This window comes from Leisingera sp. SS27 (assembly GCF_028368855.1).
Lineage (GTDB): Bacteria > Pseudomonadota > Alphaproteobacteria > Rhodobacterales > Rhodobacteraceae > Leisingera.
Genome location: NZ_JAQNCY010000002.1, coordinates 114,318 through 133,694 on the forward strand (window position 1 = coordinate 114,318; position 19,377 = coordinate 133,694).

Annotated in this window: 20 protein-coding genes and 1 riboswitch; of the genes, 12 read left to right on the forward strand and 8 right to left on the reverse strand. The window is 65.7% G+C overall.

Annotated features, from left to right (window positions below; genetic code table 11):
* Window positions 1–5: 5 nt before the first annotated feature.
* A complete protein-coding gene (locus N6L27_RS06370; RefSeq protein WP_271906380.1) occupies window positions 6–1,907 on the reverse strand; it encodes a 5'-nucleotidase C-terminal domain-containing protein in 1,902 nt (633 codons plus the stop codon).
* A gap of 286 nt (window positions 1,908–2,193) precedes the next feature.
* On the opposite strand from N6L27_RS06370, the gene nudC reads away from it, so the two are divergent.
* Together nudC and N6L27_RS06380 are read left to right on the forward strand one after the other, a co-directional pair.
* A complete protein-coding gene (gene nudC, locus N6L27_RS06375) occupies window positions 2,194–3,180 on the forward strand; it encodes an NAD(+) diphosphatase (RefSeq protein ID WP_271906381.1) in 987 nt (328 codons plus the stop codon).
* A 56-nt stretch (window positions 3,181–3,236) separates the two neighbouring features.
* The gene (locus tag N6L27_RS06380; protein ID WP_271906382.1) at window positions 3,237–3,704 is read left to right on the forward strand and encodes an SRPBCC family protein; all 468 of its coding nucleotides are present in this window, start codon (window positions 3,237–3,239) and stop codon (window positions 3,702–3,704) included.
* 22 nt (window positions 3,705–3,726) lie between these two features.
* Here the strand turns inward: N6L27_RS06380 and N6L27_RS06385 are convergent, their stop codons facing one another.
* Window positions 3,727–4,608 (reverse strand): alpha/beta hydrolase family protein, encoded by an 882-nt coding sequence (locus tag N6L27_RS06385; protein WP_271906383.1) that lies wholly within the window; start codon window positions 4,606–4,608, stop codon window positions 3,727–3,729.
* A gap of 70 nt (window positions 4,609–4,678) precedes the next feature.
* Between N6L27_RS06385 and N6L27_RS06390 the strand changes: the two genes are divergently transcribed.
* From N6L27_RS06390 to N6L27_RS06400, 3 genes are all read left to right on the forward strand, one after another.
* Window positions 4,679–5,287: a TetR/AcrR family transcriptional regulator gene (locus N6L27_RS06390; protein WP_271906384.1), complete on the forward strand. Its 609-nt coding sequence runs from the start codon at window positions 4,679–4,681 to the stop codon at window positions 5,285–5,287.
* 18 nt (window positions 5,288–5,305) lie between these two features.
* Window positions 5,306–5,526, forward strand: a riboswitch (cobalamin riboswitch).
* Window positions 5,527–5,634: 108 nt separating this feature from the next.
* Entirely contained in the window at window positions 5,635–6,039 is a 405-nt protein-coding gene (locus tag N6L27_RS06395; RefSeq protein WP_271906385.1) for a hypothetical protein, read from the forward strand.
* A 155-nt stretch (window positions 6,040–6,194) separates the two neighbouring features.
* Window positions 6,195–6,590 (forward strand): hypothetical protein, encoded by a 396-nt coding sequence (locus N6L27_RS06400; RefSeq protein WP_271906386.1) that lies wholly within the window; start codon window positions 6,195–6,197, stop codon window positions 6,588–6,590.
* Between the two features lie 43 nt (window positions 6,591–6,633).
* Here the strand turns inward: N6L27_RS06400 and N6L27_RS06405 are convergent, their stop codons facing one another.
* Entirely contained in the window at window positions 6,634–7,149 is a 516-nt protein-coding gene (locus tag N6L27_RS06405; protein WP_442915737.1) for a protein-tyrosine phosphatase family protein, read from the reverse strand.
* A 189-nt stretch (window positions 7,150–7,338) separates the two neighbouring features.
* Here N6L27_RS06405 and N6L27_RS06410 point away from each other — a divergent pair, with 189 nt between their 5' ends.
* From N6L27_RS06410 to N6L27_RS06420, 3 genes are read left to right on the forward strand one after another with little or no spacing between them, the layout of a single operon-like run.
* Entirely contained in the window at window positions 7,339–9,186 is a 1,848-nt protein-coding gene (locus tag N6L27_RS06410) for a DNA polymerase III subunit gamma/tau (RefSeq protein WP_271906701.1), read from the forward strand.
* 29 nt (window positions 9,187–9,215) lie between these two features.
* Window positions 9,216–9,560, forward strand: a complete 345-nt coding sequence (locus N6L27_RS06415) for a hypothetical protein (protein ID WP_271906388.1) — start codon at window positions 9,216–9,218, stop codon at window positions 9,558–9,560.
* Between the two features lie 10 nt (window positions 9,561–9,570).
* Window positions 9,571–9,915 carry a YbaB/EbfC family nucleoid-associated protein gene (locus N6L27_RS06420; protein ID WP_019298230.1) on the forward strand — a complete coding sequence of 115 codons (345 nt, stop codon included), beginning with the start codon at window positions 9,571–9,573 and terminating at the stop codon, window positions 9,913–9,915.
* A gap of 62 nt (window positions 9,916–9,977) precedes the next feature.
* On the opposite strand, the gene N6L27_RS06425 is transcribed toward N6L27_RS06420, so the two are convergent.
* On the reverse strand, window positions 9,978–10,481 hold the full coding sequence (locus N6L27_RS06425) for a GNAT family N-acetyltransferase (protein WP_271906389.1): 504 nt from the start codon (window positions 10,479–10,481) through the stop codon (window positions 9,978–9,980).
* A 135-nt stretch (window positions 10,482–10,616) separates the two neighbouring features.
* On the opposite strand from N6L27_RS06425, the gene recR reads away from it, so the two are divergent.
* Window positions 10,617–11,216: a recombination mediator RecR gene (gene recR, locus N6L27_RS06430; RefSeq protein WP_039183634.1), complete on the forward strand. Its 600-nt coding sequence runs from the start codon at window positions 10,617–10,619 to the stop codon at window positions 11,214–11,216.
* Window positions 11,217–11,287: 71 nt separating this feature from the next.
* Here the strand turns inward: recR and ltaE are convergent, their stop codons facing one another.
* Window positions 11,288–12,337, reverse strand: coding sequence for a low-specificity L-threonine aldolase (gene ltaE, locus N6L27_RS06435; RefSeq protein ID WP_271906390.1), 1,050 nt, complete (start codon window positions 12,335–12,337; stop codon window positions 11,288–11,290).
* Window positions 12,334–13,011 (reverse strand): hypothetical protein, encoded by a 678-nt coding sequence (locus N6L27_RS06440; RefSeq protein ID WP_271906391.1) that lies wholly within the window; start codon window positions 13,009–13,011, stop codon window positions 12,334–12,336. Before N6L27_RS06440 ends, ltaE begins: the two co-directional genes overlap by 4 nt.
* A gap of 140 nt (window positions 13,012–13,151) precedes the next feature.
* On the opposite strand from N6L27_RS06440, the gene N6L27_RS06445 reads away from it, so the two are divergent.
* Window positions 13,152–14,039, forward strand: a complete 888-nt coding sequence (locus tag N6L27_RS06445; RefSeq protein ID WP_271906392.1) for a LysR substrate-binding domain-containing protein — start codon at window positions 13,152–13,154, stop codon at window positions 14,037–14,039.
* Between the two features lie 101 nt (window positions 14,040–14,140).
* On the opposite strand, the gene N6L27_RS06450 is transcribed toward N6L27_RS06445, so the two are convergent.
* Both N6L27_RS06450 and N6L27_RS06455 read right to left on the reverse strand, forming a co-directional pair.
* A complete protein-coding gene (locus tag N6L27_RS06450) occupies window positions 14,141–16,291 on the reverse strand; it encodes a hybrid sensor histidine kinase/response regulator (protein WP_271906393.1) in 2,151 nt (716 codons plus the stop codon).
* 326 nt (window positions 16,292–16,617) lie between these two features.
* The gene (locus tag N6L27_RS06455; protein ID WP_271906394.1) at window positions 16,618–17,388 is read right to left on the reverse strand and encodes a DUF1013 domain-containing protein; all 771 of its coding nucleotides are present in this window, start codon (window positions 17,386–17,388) and stop codon (window positions 16,618–16,620) included.
* Window positions 17,389–17,534: 146 nt separating this feature from the next.
* Between N6L27_RS06455 and N6L27_RS06460 the strand changes: the two genes are divergently transcribed.
* Together N6L27_RS06460 and N6L27_RS06465 are read left to right on the forward strand one after the other, a co-directional pair.
* Window positions 17,535–18,182, forward strand: coding sequence for a ribonuclease T2 (locus tag N6L27_RS06460; protein WP_271906395.1), 648 nt, complete (start codon window positions 17,535–17,537; stop codon window positions 18,180–18,182).
* A 285-nt stretch (window positions 18,183–18,467) separates the two neighbouring features.
* A complete protein-coding gene (locus N6L27_RS06465; protein ID WP_271906396.1) occupies window positions 18,468–19,325 on the forward strand; it encodes a DUF2189 domain-containing protein in 858 nt (285 codons plus the stop codon).
* Window positions 19,326–19,377: the final 52 nt, after the last annotated feature.

The window sequence follows — 19,377 nt, forward strand, 5'->3', positions numbered from 1 at the left end:
GATGTTCAAAGCTGCAGGTCCAGTTCCCAGAAACCATTGCCGTTGAAGCCGCGCGGGACAGCCAGACCGGCAGGCAGCTCTGCCAGGTGCGCCACCGCGCCAGGGCCCGTCACCGCCACCGCGCGGGTGCTCGGGACTGGCGCCAGCTGCCAGGGATAAGGCGCGTCTGCCAGGGGCTCCGGTGGCAGCCGCCCGGCAATATAGTCCCGGATCGCCTGGCGGATGCGCAAGGGCGGCAGCGGCAGCTCCCGGGCGTCCTCCAGCATCCGGAACCGGCCGCCGCCGCTGACCCGGTAGCTGTTGACCGCAACCGCAAAGTGCTGGCCGGCGTCCACAGGCCGGCCCTGCCAGCAAAGATCCGTGATCCGTTGTGCTGCCGGGCTGAGCAGGTCTCCGGATGCGGAAAACCGCGGCGGCTGGGTGACATCAATCTGGTAGCTGAGCCCGAAGATCACATCGAAATTATGCCCTGCCCGCTGCGGATCGCTCAGCCGCTGGCCGGAGCTGCCCGGCTCAATCCGGTTGAACAGCCCGGCGGACATTTCCAGCCAGTCCTGCAGCTGCGCGCCGGTGACCTGAACCACCCGCAGCTCGTTCGGGAAGACCTGCAGATCGGCAATGTTTCTGGCGCAAAGATCCCCGGCCGCGATATCGGTATAGGACTGCGGTCCGGAGCGGCCGCCGAATTTCCCCGGTGCCGCGGCCGACAACAGCGGCAGGTTTTCACCAGCAGAGCCGCGCAGCAGCACCCGCGCCGCAGCCGCCTGGGCGCTGGCAGTCAGGGACAGGCCGCGGTCCGGTGCGAAAAAGGTAAAGAAGGAATGCATCGCCACCGGGCTGTGGCCTGCCGGCTCCTGCATCCTTGCGAGCGTGCGGGAATGATCCCCAGCCAGCGCCTGCACAAGGGCAGGATCCTCGTCCGCCAGCGGCGTTGCGGTGCCGGTTGCGCCCGGATGCGAGACCGGCTGCAAAGCGGCAGAGCCGCCGGCCATCTGCCAGCCGCCGGGGGCATGCTCCAGCTCCAGCCGGATCACCCCGAGGTGCGAGCCATGCGCCCCCGGCATCACCACCGGCTTGGAAAAGGGGTAATCCGGGTGCGGCAATGTCAGGTGTGTGTGGCCGCCAACCAGGGCATCGATGTCCGGAAGCCCGGCCAGTTCGTCCAGGGCGTTTTCGCTGCGGTCGCCGCCTGCTGGCGCCAGGCCGGTGTGCGCCAGCGCCAGCACCAGATCGCAGCCCTGCGCCTTCAGCTGCCCGGCCTGCTCTGCCGCGGCTTCCACGATGCCGGACGCCTGCAGCTGTCCCTGCAGCGCCTGCCGGCACCATGAGAGCGTCTGCGGCGGCAGCACCGACAGCAGCCCGATCCGCACCGGCGGCAGATCCGAACAGCCCGGCACCTGCCGCTCCAGCACCGCTGAGGGTGCAAACGGCAGCACCAGGCCGGGCTGCACCGCCCGCAGATTGGAGCACAGCAACGGACAGGGCATGTCCGCACTCACCGCTGCCAGCGCGTCCAGCCCGATGTCGAAATCGTGGTTGCCTAGCCCCGCCGCGTCATACTGCAGCACCTGGAACGCCCGCACCAGCGGATGCGGCCCTTCCGCCTGCGGCAGGACATCGCCCAGCGGCGCGCCCTGGAAACCATCGCCGTTGTCGACAAGAATGCATGCCGCACCCCGGGCCGCTGCTTGCGCACGCGCCTTGGCGATCAGGGCTGCTACCCGCGAAAGCCCGATGGCAGGATCAGGCCGGTTAGCATAGTAATCATGGCTCAGCAGATTACAGTGCAGGTCCGTGGTGGCCAGCACATGCAATTCCCCGGCACCGCGGGCCTTGGAGGCAGCCGCCCCGCCTGTCATGTCCGAATTACTGCTGACACCGCCTGCCCGCTGCTCCTTTTGCACCATTCGGCGCCATTTATTGTTTCGCGTTATTTGAATCAGCGTTTCCGCGATTTGCAAAGCTTCCTTTGCAGCGCGCGTTAACTTTTTCACAGGCGTCTTACGCTGTCACCTTTTTGCGCCCTGCTCTGCTGCGAAATCACCCGGCATCAGCCGTGCCGGGTGTGGCCGCATGGCGACAGGCAAGCGCAGATCTCCCCTGAATGCTGGCAACGGCTGCGTCACACTGTCATGGATTGCCGCATTTCCCGTTGAGCGCGGCCCGAACCCCGCCAGTCATAGGAGAATTGCCATGAAACGCGCGGAACAGGTGACCTTCGGCGGCGGCGGCGGGCTGGAGCGCGCTGCGCATTTGCGCACTGATGCAGCGGCGCTGGAGGCTGCATGGAACAGCTCTGAGGCACAGGTTCTGCTGATGTGGCGGGGCAAGCCGCTTACATGGCGCGATGCGGCGGCGGATCTGCCCTGCGGCCTGGCCTGGACCGCGCCGGAACATCCGCTGGCCGCCGCGCGCAAGCCGGACTCGCTGTTCCTGGGGCTGGCCCCTGGCGGCACGCCCTGCTTTGCCTGCGACATCAGCGATTGGCAGCCCCGGGATCTGGACCAGGACGCATTGAACAGCTTTGCCGATGCCAGCGAACAGCAGCATCCGGAGCTGCCGGACACGCATGTGTTTGCGGAACTGCGCCGGATCATGACGCGCCTCACGCCGCTGGAGGCGGAGCTGGCGGCCACCGCCAAGGCGCTGCTGGCATGGCACCGCAGCCACCGGTTCTGCGCCTGCTGCGGTTCCCCCAGCGATCCGGCGCAGGCGGGCTGGCAGCGGGTGTGCCCGGCCTGCAAAGCCCCGCATTTCCCCCGTACCGACCCGGTGGTGATCATGCTGATCACCCATGGCGACAGCGTCCTGATGGGCCGCTCCCCCGGCTGGCCGGAGGGGATGTATTCGCTCCTTGCGGGCTTTGTCGAACCGGGCGAGACGCTGGAGGCTGCCGTGCGCCGCGAAGTGCTGGAGGAGACCGGCGTGCAGGTCGGCGCTGTCAGCTATCTGTCCAGTCAGCCCTGGGCCTTTCCGATGTCGCTGATGTTCGGCTGCGCGGGTGAGGCGCTGAGCCGGGAGATCACCATCGACCCGGAAGAAATAGAGGATGCGCTCTGGATCAGCCGCCAGGAGATGATGACTGTTTATGCGGGCGAACACCCGGTTCTGAAACCCGCGCGCAAAGGGGCGATTGCGCAGTTTTTGATCAAGAACTGGCTTGCGGACACGCTGGACTAAAGCGCATATTTGCCGGAAACGGCGCAGATCCCAAGCCGCAAACGAGGCAGGCGAACATGGAATTTCACAGCAAAGAAGACATCGATGCCCCGATTGCCGAGGTGTTCGGTGCGATCTCGGATTTCGCCATGCTGGAGCGGTCTGCTCTTCGGCGCGGCATTGAGCTTCAGCGCAGCGGCGATCTGGCCCGCCCGGAAGACGGGCTGGCCTGGGACCTGGCCTTCCGCTTCCGCGGCAAGCCGCGTGAGATCAGGCTGGCAATGGCTTCATACACGCCGCCGTCGGGCATGGTGCTGGAGGGCAGCGGCAGCGGTATTGACGGGCGGACGGAGGTTGAGCTGCTGGCGCTGTCGCCGCAGCGGACCCGGATGTCGGTGCGGCTCAAGCTGTCGCCAACCTCGCTGACCGGACGCCTGCTGGTGCAATCGCTGAAACTGGCGCGCAGCAATCTGAACCGCCGTTTCAAGCTGCGGCTGGCGGATTACGCCCGCATCACCGAAGAGCGTCTGAGCCGGTCCGCCTGAGTCGGCCTGCCTGACGGAACCCTTACTCGTCCCGCGGCACCAGTCGCGGCCACAGCGCCGCATTGGCGCGGGCAAAGGCGCCAAGGTGGCCGATTTTCTGCACCCCGCTTTCCTGCGGATCCAGCACAATCCGGCGCTGCGGCACAGTCCCAAAGGCATCGCCCAGCCGCCAGACCGCCGCAGGCGGCACCACATCGTCATCTGCCATTGCAAACAAATCCACAGGGATGCCGGTTTCCGCCCAGTGCGGCTGCGGCAGGCCCCGCCCGGCTTCCGGCAGGTAACTGCCCGGCGTGGTGCACCAGCGCCGCCACTGCCAGTAGACCCCCGCCGGCAAATCGGCCCCGAACCCCACCGCGCGCCCGGGCAGATAGCCCAAGGCACGGACCAGCGGCGGCACATGGCCGAACCAGAAGGCCAGTGCCAGCGCACGGTAGGGCCAGGGATGATCGTGGTGATGCACCAAGCCGCCCGCAACCACGATCATGCGGGCGACGTCCGTCAGGCCATCCTGCAGGGGCATCAGCATCGCCCCCAGCGAATGGCCAATCACCAGCATCGGCACGCCCGCATAGTGCCGCTGCATTTCCTGGCGGGCGGCCGGCTGATCCGCCAGCGCCCAGTCCGCCATGGTGGCCCGGGACCGGCGCGGGTGCATGCGCGCCGAGGCCCCGAAATCCCGGTAGTCATAAGTGAGGCAGGCCATCTGCCGTTCTGCCGCCAGCCAGCGTGCGAAATGCCGGTAATACCCCTGCGGCACCCCGGTTGCGCCATTCAGCACCACCGCTGCCTTGATCGGTGCCGCCGGATGATAGAGCCGCCCGGCCAATTCTGCCTCACCGGCGGCAAAGCGCACGTCCTCCACCCGGACTTCCGCGGCGTGTTCTGCGTGGCTGTCGAGCATGGCACCCTCCTAGACCAATTGGTCTATTCCACCTCTGGACCAATCGGTCTAATGCTGTCAACCTGCCGACATGACTGACGTGACGACACCCCAGCCCGGCCCGGACAGCCCCATCCCGACCCGCGAGCGGCTGCTGCGGGCGGCTGCCGGGCTGTTCCGGAACAAGGGCTACAGCGGCACCGGCCTGGCCGAACTGCTGGCCGCGGCGGAGGCGCCCAAAGGCTCGCTCTATCACCATTTCCCGAACGGTAAATCCGATCTGGCGCTGGCTGCGGCGGATTGGGCGTCGGAGCAGATGCGGCAAGTGATTGCCGTGTCTTTTGACCCCGCCCCCAGTTTTCAGGAAGGTGCCAAAACCGTCTGCTACAAACTGGCCAAGCTGTTCGACCTGCAAGGGAAATGGAGCGGCTGCCCGGTCTCGGCCACGCTGTTCGAAGGGCCGGAGAACGAGGCCTTTCACCAGCACGCCGCCAAGCTTTTCGAGGGCTGGATCACGGAGACCGCACAGCACGCCGAGCGCCTGGGGCTGCCCAGGGATGAGGCCCGTGCAGCGGCGGAAAATTTCTATATCCTGCTGCAGGGTGGCTGGCAGCTGGCGCGGGTGCGGCGGGACTCGGACGTGATCCGCGGACTGCACCTGCAGCTGCGCGCATCTGTGCAGACGCAGAAAAACATTTGACGACTCGAGGCGGAAGCCGCTACCGCTTGTGTTGATGGTTCCCGTGCCACAGAATCTTGTGTCCGGGATGAAAAGGGAACACGGTGCGGCCCCGCCCAGCGCAAGGCCAATTCCGCGACTGCCCCCGCAACTGTAAGCGGCGAGCGAACCCGATAGAGCCACTGGCCCGAATAGGCCGGGAAGGATCGGGAAAGCTGCGACCCGCAAGTCAGGAGACCTGCCATCGGATATGAAACTCGAACCCGGGCGGGGTGTCCGGACAGGGTCTGATGGCACCGCGGGCTTTCCGCTTTCTCATCCGGTCTCTTGTCCCCAAGACCCCCGCACCACGCGCGGAGGGCGCAAACATGATGTGGACGGACAAGACGCATTTCTATGCGGCAACGGATTGCAAATACCTCGGGAAACCTTGCCCGGCAGCAGAGCGGATGATCGCCAAGCTGGCTGAGGCGATGACCAAGGCCAAGCCGCTGACCCAGGAGGATTTCGAAATCACCGGCACCAGCAAGCTGGACGGCTGCCCGCGCAACTGCCCGGCCCAATTCGTGGCCAGCCATGACCGGATCCGGCTGTTCTGCGGTGTCGGGGAAGAGGCCCCGCGCGAGGGGCTGGACCGCTTTGCCGATGCGATTCTCAGCCGCGACGGCACCGGCTTTGCGGCCTCCAAACTGGACGCCCGCCCCTGCGCGCTGATGGAGGCGCTGCCGAAAACGGCAGAGGCGCGTCAGGCGGAGCAGATGCTGGCGTTGTGACATGACGCGGCCCGGTGCGCCACCCGTTCGGGTTGCGCATTCAGGCAACCAATCACTACACAGTGCAATTCCGGACAGCGAACCGAATAGATGGCTTGCGAAAGACGAAGTGCTCAATAGCTTCAATTTTGAACAGTATAAGTTATGCTCAGCGGATGATTGAACCACCTCTCCGGCATCACACTGCGGCAGCAAGAGAATTCATTTCAACGCGGCTTGGGTTGAGAGACGATCCCGGTATGCAGGATTGGGAGTTCGAAGTTGCCGAGGTCTCCGGCTTACCCGAATACCTGGCTCTGTTTGAGAAGGTTACCGGTCAAAAGGACGTGCGCTTCACCCTAGCGGACATGATTATCCAAGCATTCGAGGATACAGGCACAGACCTAGCATCAGATCCGCAATGGGCAGCGTTTCTCGGCAGTCTCGCCGACGATATCGAAATTCATGGTTCACAAATATGGTCCTGGGCAAGCTGGGATGTCCCGCTCAACGAGGCCTGGAATGTAGCGCCCTTTATGCGGACGTTATGCAAGGTTCATTTTGCCGGTTAAAGGCAGCATTGACCACGCGCGCAAAAAGCGGGATGCCGCCGCCCTATTGCGGCCGCAGCCCTGCCGGGCGCCCGGCATAGGCCCATTCCAGCTGCGCCTGCGTCTCTACCGCGCAGGGGCGCACGGCCCGCAGCCGGGCCAGCGCCTGCGCAGGGTCCTCGCCGCTTTCGATCATCAGCCGCAGCACCGCCATGCCGGAGCGGCCGCAGCCGCCCTTGCAATGGACCAGCACCCGGCCGCCGCCCTCCAGCGCCATCCGCGCCGAGGCGCTGGCCTTGGGCCATTTCGCCGCCACCTGCCGCGATGGCACGTCGAAATCCGGCACCGGCAGATGGATCCAGCGGCTGGCCATGCTCTGGATATCGCAGCCGAGCCGGTGGCTGCCGGCCGCCGCGTGTTCGTCTGCCGTGGTCATGGAGATCACCAGTCCGGGCTTCCAGGCGTTGATCCGGCCCATGTCGCCAGCATAGTCGCCGCCCTTACCCGGCAAGGGGCACAGCGCCAATAGCCCGCCCGCGACGGGCACTTCGTATATGGAAATATTCACTGCCACAGGCATCTCCTGCGCCGCAGTCCCAGAGACTTCGTCAGATCGCATGCCGCCTCCTCGCGTTGCGTTCCAATTCCCACTCCCGCCCAGGGTCTTGCAAGGTGATTCTAACCGCCAAAGCCGCCAAATCCAAAACCTTTTCTTGGCCGGCTGACACCTGCCCATCAGCGGTGGACGAACCGGCTGCGCTTCAATACCCTGCGCGGAACGCGGGCCACCCGCACATCGAATCCGGCACGAGACAAAATGAACGACACCTCCACTGGCAGCAGCCCCTCCAAGTATCAGGTTCTGGCCCGCAAATACCGGCCTGAGACCTTTGCCGATCTGGTGGGTCAGGACGCCATGGTGCGGACGCTGAAAAACGCCTTTGCCGCCGACCGGATTGCCCAGGCCTTCATCATGACGGGCATCCGCGGCACCGGTAAGACCACCACCGCGCGGATCATCGCCAAAGGCATGAACTGCGTCGGCGAAGACGGTCAAGGCGGCCCCACCACCGACCCTTGCGGCAAATGCGAGCATTGCACCGCGATCATGGAAGGCCGCCATGTGGATGTGATGGAGATGGACGCGGCCAGCCGCACCGGTGTCAACGACATCCGCGAGATCATCGACAGCGTGCAGTACCGCGCCGCCTCGGCCCGCTACAAGATCTACATCATCGATGAAGTCCACATGCTGTCGACCAGTGCGTTCAACGCACTGCTGAAGACGCTGGAGGAACCGCCCGCGCATGTGAAATTCATCTTCGCCACCACCGAGATCCGCAAGGTGCCGGTGACGGTGCTGTCGCGCTGCCAGCGCTTCGACCTGCGCCGGATCGAGCCGGAGGTGATGATTGCGCTGTTGCGCAAGATCGCCACAGCCGAAGGCGCCGAGATAGCCGAGGACGCGCTGGCCCTCATCACCCGCGCCGCCGAAGGCTCCGCCCGCGATGCGACCTCGCTCTTGGATCAGGCGATTTCCCATGGCGCAGGCGAAACCACCGCCGATCAGGTCCGCGCTATGCTGGGCCTTGCCGACCGCGGCCGTGTCCTGGACCTGATGGACATGATCCTGCGCGGCGATGCGGCGGCGGCGCTGACAGAACTCAGCGGCCAGTATGCCGAGGGCGCCGACCCGCTGGCGGTGCTGCGCGATCTGGCCGAGATCACCCATTGGGTCTCGGTTGTGAAGATCACGCCCGATGCCGCCGAGGACCCCACCGTCAGCCCGGACGAGCGCGCCCGCGGCAAGGCGATGGCGGATGCGCTGGCGATGCGCGTCCTGACCCGCATGTGGCAGATGCTGCTGAAGGCGCTGGAGGAAGTGGCCGCCGCACCAAACGCGATGATGGCCGCGGAAATGGCAGTGATCCGCCTCACCCATGTGGCCGACCTGCCCTCCCCTGAGGAGCTGATCCGCAAGCTGCAGGACACCCCGCCGCCCCCGCCCCCCGGGCCGGGCGGCCCCGGTGGCGGCGTAGCCATGCAGGGCATGGGCGCTCCGGCGCTTGGCGGCGCTGCGCCGCAAGGCGGCGCGGCAGGCGGTGCATCCGGCGGCGCACCTGTGGCCCACGGCGGCGGCGGCACGGTGACGGCGCTGGCGCCGCAGGTCAGCTCCGCCCTCGCCCGCTATCCGTCTTTTGAACACGTGGTGGAACTGATCCGCACCAACCGCGACGTCAAGCTGCTGGTCGAGGTCGAAACCGGCGTGCGTCTGGTCTCCTACCAGCCGGGCCGGATCGAGTTCACCCCCTCGGCCCAGGCGCCGCGCGACCTGGCCGCCCGGCTTGGCTCAGCGCTGCAGAACTGGACCGGCGCCCGCTGGGTGGTCTCCATCGCGCCGGACGGCGATGCCGCAACCATTGCCGAGATCCGTGATGCGGCTGAGAACGCCCTGCGTGAAGAGGCGACTGCGCATCCGCTGGTGCAAGCCGTTTTAGAGAACTTCCCCAAGGCTAAAATCACCCGCATACGCACACCGGAGGAACTGGCCGCCGAAGTTGCCGCCGAAGCCCTGCCCGAGGTGGAGGACGAATGGGATCCCTTCGAGGACGGCTGACGGTGGGCCTGACGGCCCTCTTGTTCATAATGCCGGCCACCGCCTTTGCCACCACTTGCTTCGACGCAGGGGAAGCACAAGACAGCTCATGGGATGTCCTTGTGCGGCTCTCGTCCAAACCTGTTGCATTGGCCCTCTTTGCCCTTGCCGGATTCGCATTCTATAGCGGAAAGCGACTGCCGTTTTCACTCGCGGGCGCGCTGTGGGGCCTTCTGGCCTTCGTTATAGCCGTAGATAACCACGAGCTTTTCTTCGATGATAAGAAAGCCTTGGGCATAATCGAAGACTGCACCGCCTCCCCCCACTTGTTCATCGCGCTTGCAATTGCGATATGTGCGGGGATGACTTACGGCGCCCTGCGCCCCCGCACTTAGGAGAAGACAGATGCTCAAAGGCCTCGGCGGTCTTGGCGACATGGCCAAGATGATGAAATCGGCACAGGAACTGCAGACCAAGATGGCGCAGATGCAGGAAGACCTGCACAACGTCATGGTGACCGGCGAGGCCGGCGCCGGCCTGGTCAAGGCCACGGCCTCTGCCAAGGGCGACCTCAAGGCGCTGGACATCGACCCCTCGATCTTCAACGGCGACGACAAGGAAGTGGTCGAGGACCTGATCCTGGCCGCCATCAAAGACGCCCAGGCAAAGGCCGCGGAAAAAGCGCAGGACGAAATGGCCAAGCTGACCGAAAGCATGGGCCTGCCCAAGGACATCAAGCTGCCGTTCTAAGAACCGGCAAGCTGAATGCAAAAAAGGCGGCCCGTCTGGTGCCGCCTTTTTCTTTGCCCGCCTCATCCAGTCTCCAGCCGGAACTTCAAGAAACGCTGCCCCTCGTATTGCACCTCCCCGGTCTGCACCGCCCCCAGCCGCATCAGCGGCCGCAGGTGCCGCCGCGTCGGCGGCAGCAGGAAGGTGACAAAGGGAATGCGCGGATCCTGGCGGGCAAACGCCAATGCCTTGCGCGCGATGGCGGGGCCAAGGCCAAAGCAGTCAGCCCGCAGCACCAGCCCGAAATCCCACTCCGCGCCTTCTTTCTGGAACCCGCCCCAGCCAAGGTAATCTTCCCCGCGCAAGAAAGCCCAATGGCCCAGCCCGTCGCGCTGCCAGCAGGCCTCCTTGGCGGCCACGAATTCCCTGGCAGCGGCCTCATCCCATGCCCCTGCCAGCAACGGCATATGCTCCGCCATCCGCGGGTCTGACATGTGGCGGGCAATCTCCTGCGGCGGCACCCCTGTCAGCCGGGCAAAACGCAACCGTGGAGATTTTCCTGCTTCCCGCCATGTGCCGCCTGCCATCCCGAACCCTCCGCCGTTTCAGGCTAGGCATACCCCCGGCGCGCAGCAAAACAAACCCCGAACATTTTACTGCCCTGCCCTTGCACTTCCCTGTCCCGATCAGCCTATATGGCTGGGAAGCAAAGGGCCCAAGGCATGATCAAGAACTCCACCAGCGATATTGAAGACCTGATTGCCCTGATGGCCAAGCTGCCGGGGCTGGGGCCGCGCTCGGCGCGCCGCGCGGTGCTGCATCTGATCCGCAAGCGGGCGCTGCTGCTGACGCCGCTGGCGGATGTGATGAGCGAGGTGGCCGCAACCGCCCGCGAATGCCTCAACTGCGGCAATGCCGGCACCAGCGAGATCTGCCCGATCTGCACCGATGAGGTGCGCGGCAACGGCGAGCTGTGCGTGGTCGAGGATGTGGCCGACCTCTGGGCGATGGAGCGCTCCGGCGTGTTCAAGGGCCGCTATCATGTGCTGGGCGGCACGCTCTCCGCGCTGGACGCGGTTGGGCCGGAGGATCTGCGCATCCCGCGGCTGATCGACCGGGTCGCCACCGAAGGCATCAGTGAAGTGATCCTGGCGCTGAATGCCACCATCGACGGCCAGACCACGGCGCATTACATCGCCGATCAGCTGCAGGGACAGGTGAAGCTGACCTCATTGGCGCAGGGCGTGCCGATCGGCGGCGAGCTGGATTACCTTGATGACGGCACCATCTCCGCCGCGATGCAGGCGCGCAAGGAAATCTGACGCCGCGGCCGGGCGCAAAATTCTTCGAAGAATTTTGGCCGGAAAATTCGAAATTTTCCGGCTCTCCTCAGTCAGCCGTAGAAGCGTTGCAGCCCCTGTACCGCCCGGGACAGTGAACCATCGTCCGCATCCTTGTGCAGCACCAGGCGGATCGCGCCGGAACTGCCGCCGCCGATCACCACACCCTCGGCTGCCAGATGCGCCCGCAGATCATCATTGCGCCCGTCAGCGGGCGTGAAGAACACCATGTTGGTGGCCTGAGACACGTCACCCGCTCCCAGCCCCCGCAGCAATCCGGCCAGGTCCGCTGCCCGTGCGTGATCCTCTGCCAGCCGGTCCGCGTTGTGCTCCAGCGCATAGAGCCCTGCCGCCGCCAGCACGCCTGCCTGCCGCATGCCGCCGCCCAGCATCTTGCGCCAGCGCCGCGCCCTGGCGATCAGATCCGCTGGCCCGACCAGCACAGATCCCGCCGGTGTGCCCAGCCCCTTGGACAGGCAGACCGACACCGTGTCCGTCAGCCCGGCCAGATCCGTTTCCGCACATCCCAGCGCGGTGATTGCGTTAAAGAACCGCGCCCCGTCCAGATGCACCGACAGCCCGGCAGCCCGGCCGGCCTGTGCCGCTGCGGCCATATCCGCCAGCGGCACTGCCAGGCCGTTGTGGGTGTTCTCCAGCGACACCAGGCGGCTGACGGCAAAATGCGGATCATCCTCCTTTACCACAGCCCGGATCTCTGCCGGGTCCAGCGCCCCGTCCGCGCGCACGGGCAGAGGGCACAGCGCAATGCCGCCCAGAACCGAGGCGCCAGCCGCCTCGTAGGCGTTCACATGGTAGCCGCTGCCGCAGATCACTTCCTCGCCGCGCTGGCAATGCGCCAGCATGGCAGCAAAATTGCTCATGGTGCCGGTGGGCACAAAAAGACCCGCTTCCTTGCCCAGCCGTTCGGCCAGAACGGCCTCCAGGCGGTTCACTGACCGGTCTTCGCCATAAACGTCATCGCCCAGCTCCGCCGCGGCCATTGCCTGCAGCATGCCCGCATCGGGCCGCGTCACCGTATCGCTGCGCAGATCACACAGGGCCGCATTGTCCCCGGCCCGCGCCATGCCGGCGTATTGGTTCATTCCGTCACCTGTTCATAGGCCAGCGCCGCCACGATGTGGACGCGCCGGGTTTCGCCTCCGTTCAATGCGGTGTGGTATCCGCGGGTGTCAGTGAAATAGACAGAGCCGTCCGCTGGCAAGTGGGTGACGTGATGATTCACGATAAACAATGATCCGGGATTGGAAAGCACAGGGATATGCAGCCGCGGCTCCGGATCGCGGTGCCACGAGTTGCAGTTGTAAAGCCCCTTGGACAAAACCCGCGTGCGCCCGATCGGAAAGCGTTTGGCCAGTTCCTCGTGCACATGCTCGAAATAGGTGCCTGCAAATTTCGGATTGAACTCGGAAAACTCCACCTCCTGCACCAGATCCTCGCGCGGCTCCTCGACATAGCGGCTGTCGGCGCGCAGCCAGTAGCGGCCCGACAGATCATTGGCGGTCCACTCGGACTGCCCCGGGCGCCGGGTCAGCGGCAGCGCGGCGAACCCCTGGTCCTGCATGCCGCCCATGAAGTCCTCGCGGCGCAGACATTCCTCCAGCGCCTCCTGCAACAGCTGGATGTCGAACGTCAGCTCCAGCCGCTGGATGCCCGGCCCCGGCACAAACTCCGCCACCGAGGCGGAATCGGGCATGGCCTGCATGGCTTGGGCGACGGCTTGCACATCGGCGTCGTTGATCTGCGGTACAAAGGTCATGCTGCCTGCTCCCATGTTTGGCTCTGTTCACATCGCCAGGTGTTGCATCTGACGCCAGAATTGCAGACTGCTTCCCGTTCCAAAAGCGGCGTTTCCGCAATCCTTCTTGCAAAAATTGCAACACATGGCAGGGTAACCCCATGCGCCGCAAGATCCCGCCCATCTCCGCCCTCTTGTGTTTCGAGGCCGCCGCACGTTCCGGAAGCTTTGCCCAGGGCGCCCGCGTCATGAACCTGTCGCAAAGCGCCTTCAGCCGCCAGATCCAGGGGCTGGAGGCGCAGACCGGCCAGACCCTGTTCAAACGCGAGCGCCAGCGGGTGCATCTGACCGGCGCCGGCGAAATGCTGCTGCAGGAGCTGGCGCCGCAGCTGGAGGCGCTGGAAGCCACATTCTACCGGCTGCGCACCCGCGACAATCCCTACGGCGCGCTCAACATCGGCACCTATCCGACGCTGGGCAGCCGCTGGCTGATGCCGCGGCTTGCGGAACTTGCTCAGGCGCAGCCGCGGCTGACGGTCAACACCATCACCTACCTGGACAATGCACAGGTGGATGCCAGCCTGGTGGATCTGGCCATCGTGCAGGGCGATCCGCCCTGGCCCGGTTTCCGTGCCGATCTCCTGATGCCGGAAACCCTGGTGGCGGTTGCGGCACCCGGCCTGCTGGAGGCTCCGCTGCAGGAAGCAGCCCGCCTGCTGGACCACCCGGCGCTGCAGCACACCACCCGGCCGCTCAGCTGGCAGATCTGGTTCCAAGATCTGGGCCAGGCGCTGCCCGCCCGTCCCACCGGCCCCCTGTTCAGCCAGTTCGAGATGCTGATCGACGCGGTGAAATACGGCCACGGGGTGGCGATCCTGCCGGAGCTTCTGGTCCGCCGCGAGCTGGCGGAAGGCAGCCTGACCCTGGCCCATCCGCACCGCTGCACACCCGCCAGCGCCTATTATCTGCTGACACCGCAGGCCAAGACGGGCACCAGCCGGATCGAACGGGTCCGGACCTGGCTGCTGGAACAGGCGCCCGGCGCCTAGACGCCACCGCGCCGCGCATCAGCGCGGCGCCACGCCCAAGGCTGCCAAGGGGCCCGCAGGGGCACCTGCAGGCGCGGGAGCACTCCGCTATGCGGGCTCCCCTAGCGGAACAGCGCCTTGTAGAGCTTTTCCTTGGTGAACGGCTTGTCCAGCACCTGAACCCCATCCAGTTCCGGGTAACCCGCCTGCGCAGCGCTGAAGGCAAAGCCGCTCATCATCACAGCGTTCAGCCCGGGCTGGAGCTGCCGCAGCCGGGACAGTGTTTCCCAGCCGCCGCGCCCCGGCATGCTCATGTCGATCACCGCACCGTCAAACGGTCCTCGAGTCTGAATAAGCGCCAGCGCCGCATCATAGCCATCGGCGCTTGCGACCTCGCAGCCGCGCAGCTGCAACAGGCCGGCGACGGCACGGCGCACGGTGTCCTCGTCATCCACCACCAGAATGCGGCGCGCTTGCCTTTTGCGCGGCTCTGGCGCCGCAGCGGATCCGGCAGCCGGCACCGCCGCCGCCTCGCAGGCCGGGAAATAGAAGCGGAATGTGCTGCCGCCGCCCTCCCGGCTGTCCACGGCCAGCCCGCCCCGGTGGCTGCTGATGATGCCCATCGCCGCCGCCAGCCCCAGGCCGCGGCCGCCGGGCTTGGTGGTGAAGAACGGGTCGAATATCCGCGCCACGGTATCGCGTGCCATGCCGCCGCCGGTGTCGCGCACCTCCAGCATGACGCAGGGACCCGCCGGCATCCTGCGCCCGGCCAGCAGCCTCTGCCGCTCCGCCGTGCCCAGGCTGCGGCGCCGGGTGGACACCGTCACAGTGCCAGCCCCGGGCCCGATCGCCTCAACCGCATTCAGCACCGCCTGCATCAGCAGCTGACCGGCCTGGGCCGGATCCATCCGGGCGGTCAATTCCTCCGCCTCCAGATCCAGCACCACCGCCTTGCCCAGCTTGCACTCTGGCGGCACCAGCGCCAGCGTCTCACGGACGACCCGGTTCAGATCGCAGGCCTCCGGCTGCGGGGTCCTGGCGCCCCGGACATAGCCCAGCAGCTGCCGCATCAGCCGGGCCGAGTCCTGCAGCCCTGCCTTCACCGCCCGCACATCCGCCGCCGCCGGGTGTGACGCCTCCAGATGTGCCAGCGCCAGCTCGCTCTGGCCTTGCATCCCGGCCAGCAGATTGTTGAACTCATGTGCAATGGTACCCGCCAGCAGCCCAAGGCTTTCGGCCTTGCGCCGCAGCAGCAGCGCCTGTTCCGCCTGGCGCCGCCGCCGCTCCGCCCTGCGGCGGGATAGCTCATGCGCAGCCCGTGCTGCACAAACGCCGATCAAGCTGCTGCTCTGAAATCCGGCGGCCATTTCGCCGTCGTGCAGCAGCGCAAAATGGCCAATCAGCTGCCCATTCTCATCCCGCAGCGGCATCCCGAAATAAGAGACCACCCCCTGCGCCCGGAACGCCTCCTGCGCCGGAAACATCTCTTGCAGCCCTTTGGGCACCAGAAAGGGTTCGCCTTCTTGCAGGAAAGCGCAAGGGGCGCCCTCAGAAGGCATCAGCTCCTCGCCGCTGCCTGCAGCGGCCAGCCCGCCATCACAGCATGCCAGAACCCTGTAGCAGCCCGGGCTGTCAGCCGTGTATTCAGCGATGAAAGCCCTGCGCACCCGGAAGGCGCGCTGCATCTGAACCGCCAGCTGCCGCAGGGCCGCCAGGGGCGACAGGCTGCCTGGTCCCGCCCCGCGCGCCAGCGCCGCCAGGGCCGCGGACTCCTGCATTCCGGCCAGTTCCGCCCCCAGCCGCGGGGCAAACTGCTGCATGGTTGCTGCGGCCTCTGCTGTCAGCGCCGCCCCTGGCGGCTGCCGCCATGCCGCCTGCACCAGGCCGGCAACTGCGCCCGCAGCGTCCAGCAAGGGTACCCCGGCATAGGCGTTGATGTTTTCTTCGATGAACATCGCGTCTTCCGGGTACAGCTGCTGCACCCGGTCCGCGAACACCTGCGGCGCGGCGCGCAACACCACGTCCCGGCACGGCGCGCCGCGCGCGTCATATTCGAAATCCCCCAGCGGCATCCCGTCGAACCAGCTGGCCACCACTTTCAGGTGCTCGCCCTGCCGGATCCGCAATGCGCTGACTGTGACCAGATCCGCGCCGAATCCCCGTGCCAGCTGATCTGCAAATGCCTGGCAGAACCCGGCGCCGCTTGCGCCTGCCAGCTCTTCCAGATCCAAGCGGCTGCCTGCCCCAAGCGCCGCACCCCCGGATGCGTCCATAACCAATACTCCTGCCATCCCTGCACGGGCCGGCCTTCCGGGTCCGGACCCCTGGCAAACTCACAAAACACTGTCCTTCCGCGCCGCATACCAGCCCCCTTTTACCCAAGGGCGTCCTCCGCAGTGCTCAATTCTGCAGGCAGCCTGGAACATGGCTGCACCGCAACATCATGCTGCGCGAACTACACGTGCGCAGTCAACATCTTGTATGATTGAGACTCAATTCTAACAGAAAAAGCCGCAAATCCGGAGCACCGGATCTGCGGCTTTTTACAGATTTTCCACTTGCCGGACGGCCCGCCCGGCCTAGGGCGGACAGGCCCGGATCAGAAGCGGCTGTCCTCGTCGTCGTCCTCGTCATCGCCGCCCGCGGGCAGGTTGAAGAAGCTGTCGGCGTCCAGGACGTTCTCTTCTTTCTTCTCGTCCTCATCGTCATTGAGGCCGCCGCCCAGGGTGAAGGTTTCCAGACCCTCGATGGCGGACGGGATCTTCGGCTCAGCGTCCATCTCCAGCGACTGCTCGGTCGAGACCAGCTTGCGGCGCTCGTCATCGCTCATCACGCCGCCTTCGGCTGCCTTCTTGGCCGCGGCCTTCTGCACAGCAGAGTCCAGCTCGGACTGCTTGCACAGGCCCAGCGCCACCGGGTCGATCGGCTGCATGTTGGCGATGTTCCAGTGGGTGCGCTCGCGGATCGACTGGATGGTCGGCTTGGTGGTGCCCACCAGCTTGGCGATCTGGCCGTCGCTCAGTTCCGGGTGGAACTTGACCAGCCACAGGATCGAGTTCGGGCGGTCCTGGCGCTTGGACAGCGGAGTGTAGCGCGGGCCGCGGCGCTTTTCCTCACCGGCCGCGGCCGGGTTGAACTTGAGCTTCAGCTTGTGCAGCGGGTTGGCCTGGGCCTTGTCGATCTCTTCCTGGGTCAGCTGGTTGTTGGCCATCGGGTCGAACCCTTTGACGCCCACCGCCACTTCGCCGTCGGCAATGCCCTGGATTTCCAGTTCGTGCATGCCCACGAAATCTGCGATTTGCTTGAAGCTGATCGTGGTATTGTCCACCAGCCACACGGCGGTTGCCTTGGCCATCAACGGTTTTGCCATGTGCTCATCTCCTTAAAACACCTTTGATCCCCGGATACATCTCTCCCGCCGCCTGAAATGGCGTCCCCGGCGATCCGGGGCAGGTTTCCGTTGTCGGGGAACTTCCGCCCTATATAGTCGGCATCGATGCATAAGGAAAGAGGCCAATGCGCAAGTTGTTCACAGGTGTTTTTGCGGCTGTTCTGTCCCTGCTGCCGGCGTTTGCGGCGGCGGACGGCGAGCCTGCGGGCGACTTCGACTATTACGTGCTGTCGCTCAGCTGGTCGCCGAACTGGTGCACGCTGGAGGGCGACGCCAAGGGCGCGGACCAATGTGATGCCCGCCATGATTACGGCTGGACGCTGCATGGCCTCTGGCCCCAGTACCACCGCGGCTGGCCCAGCTACTGCCGCACGGCAGAGGCCCCGCCGAGCCGCGTGATGAGCCGGGACATGGCGGATATCATGGGCAGCCCAGGGCTGGCCTGGCACCAATGGAAGAAACACGGCACCTGCTCCGGCCTCAGCGCGCGGGACTACTACAGCGCGATGCGTGCGGCCTACGAACGCGTCACCCGCCCCGCCGCCTTCCGCAGGCTCGAGAAGCCGGTGACCCTGCCTGCCGCCGTTGTTGAGCAGGCCTTTCTGCAGGACAACCCGGACCTCAGCCGCGACAGCCTGACCATTACCTGCCGCGACGGCGCCATCCAGGAGGCCCGCATCTGCCTGTCCAAGGGGCTGGAGCCGGTGCCCTGCGGGCGCGACGTGATCAGGGACTGCACATTGAAAAACGCCCGCCTCGCGCCCATCCGCTGAACTGGCAGGGGCGCTGCCCCTCTTGGCCTCACGGCCAATTCACCCCGGGATATTTCGGGCCAGATAAACAAGGGACCCTGGCCTCATCTTTCCAAAAATACTCAAACCCTGCCACGCAGCCGACGCCGCCGCCGGCAGGTGCGGAAACATGCCTCCGCCCCGCCCCAAGGCGGTAAAGCGCCTGTGAAGCGGAAACTGCCGCGTTTCGTGCTACATTACACCACGTGCCGCGCCCGGCCCTGCCTGAACGGCACTCCGTTTTGGTCAGCGAGAAGGAGGAAGCGCATGGCAAAAACAATCGGTAACCCGCTCAGCTGGCTTCTGCAGGGTGCAGAGACCACCTCCCACCACGTTGGCCAATCCGTCAGCGAAATGCGCAGCACAGGCGCCGCGGCAATGCCGGAGGCACGCAAGCTCAGCATGGATGACATCATCCATTCCCTGGCCGCCGGGCTGGAGGATTTCGCTGCCTGCCGCTCCGACGCGATGTTTCTGGTGCTGTTCTATCCCATTATCGGCATCGCCCTCATCGTGATGAGCCTGTCGATGAACCTGCTGCCGCTCGTTGTGCCGATGATCATGGGCTTTGCCATCCTCGGCCCCGTCGCGGCAGTCGGCCTTTATGAGATGTCGTCGCGCCGCGAGGCCGGGATGGAGACCCGCTGGATGGATGCCTTTGCGGTCATCCGCTCGCCCTCCTTCGGCGCCATACTGGTGCTGGGCCTGTATCTGGCAGCGCTGTTCATCATCTGGCTGGTGGCGGCGGATATGGTTTACAGCCGCACCCTGGGGCCGGAGCCGCCAGCGTCGATCCTGGGGTTCCTCGGCGATGTGCTAACCACCCGCGAGGGCTGGATGATGTCGATCAGCGGCGGCATCGTGGGCGCGGTTTTTGCCTTTGCCGCGCTGTCGATGAGCCTGGTGTCCTTCCCGCTGCTGATGGACCGCCATGTCGGCCTGCCGGTCGCAGTGGCAACCTCGATCAAGGTGCTGCGCAAGAACCCGATGGTCTGCATGGCCTGGGGCGTGATCGTCGGCGTGGCGCTGATCGTCGGATCAATCCCCTTCCTGGCCGGGCTGATCATCGTGGTGCCGGTGCTGGGGCATGCAACCTGGCATCTGTACCGCCGCGCGGTGGAGTGAACACTGGAAGAAAAAAACAAGGGCCGGCGCATCCGCCGGCCCTTTGCTGTGA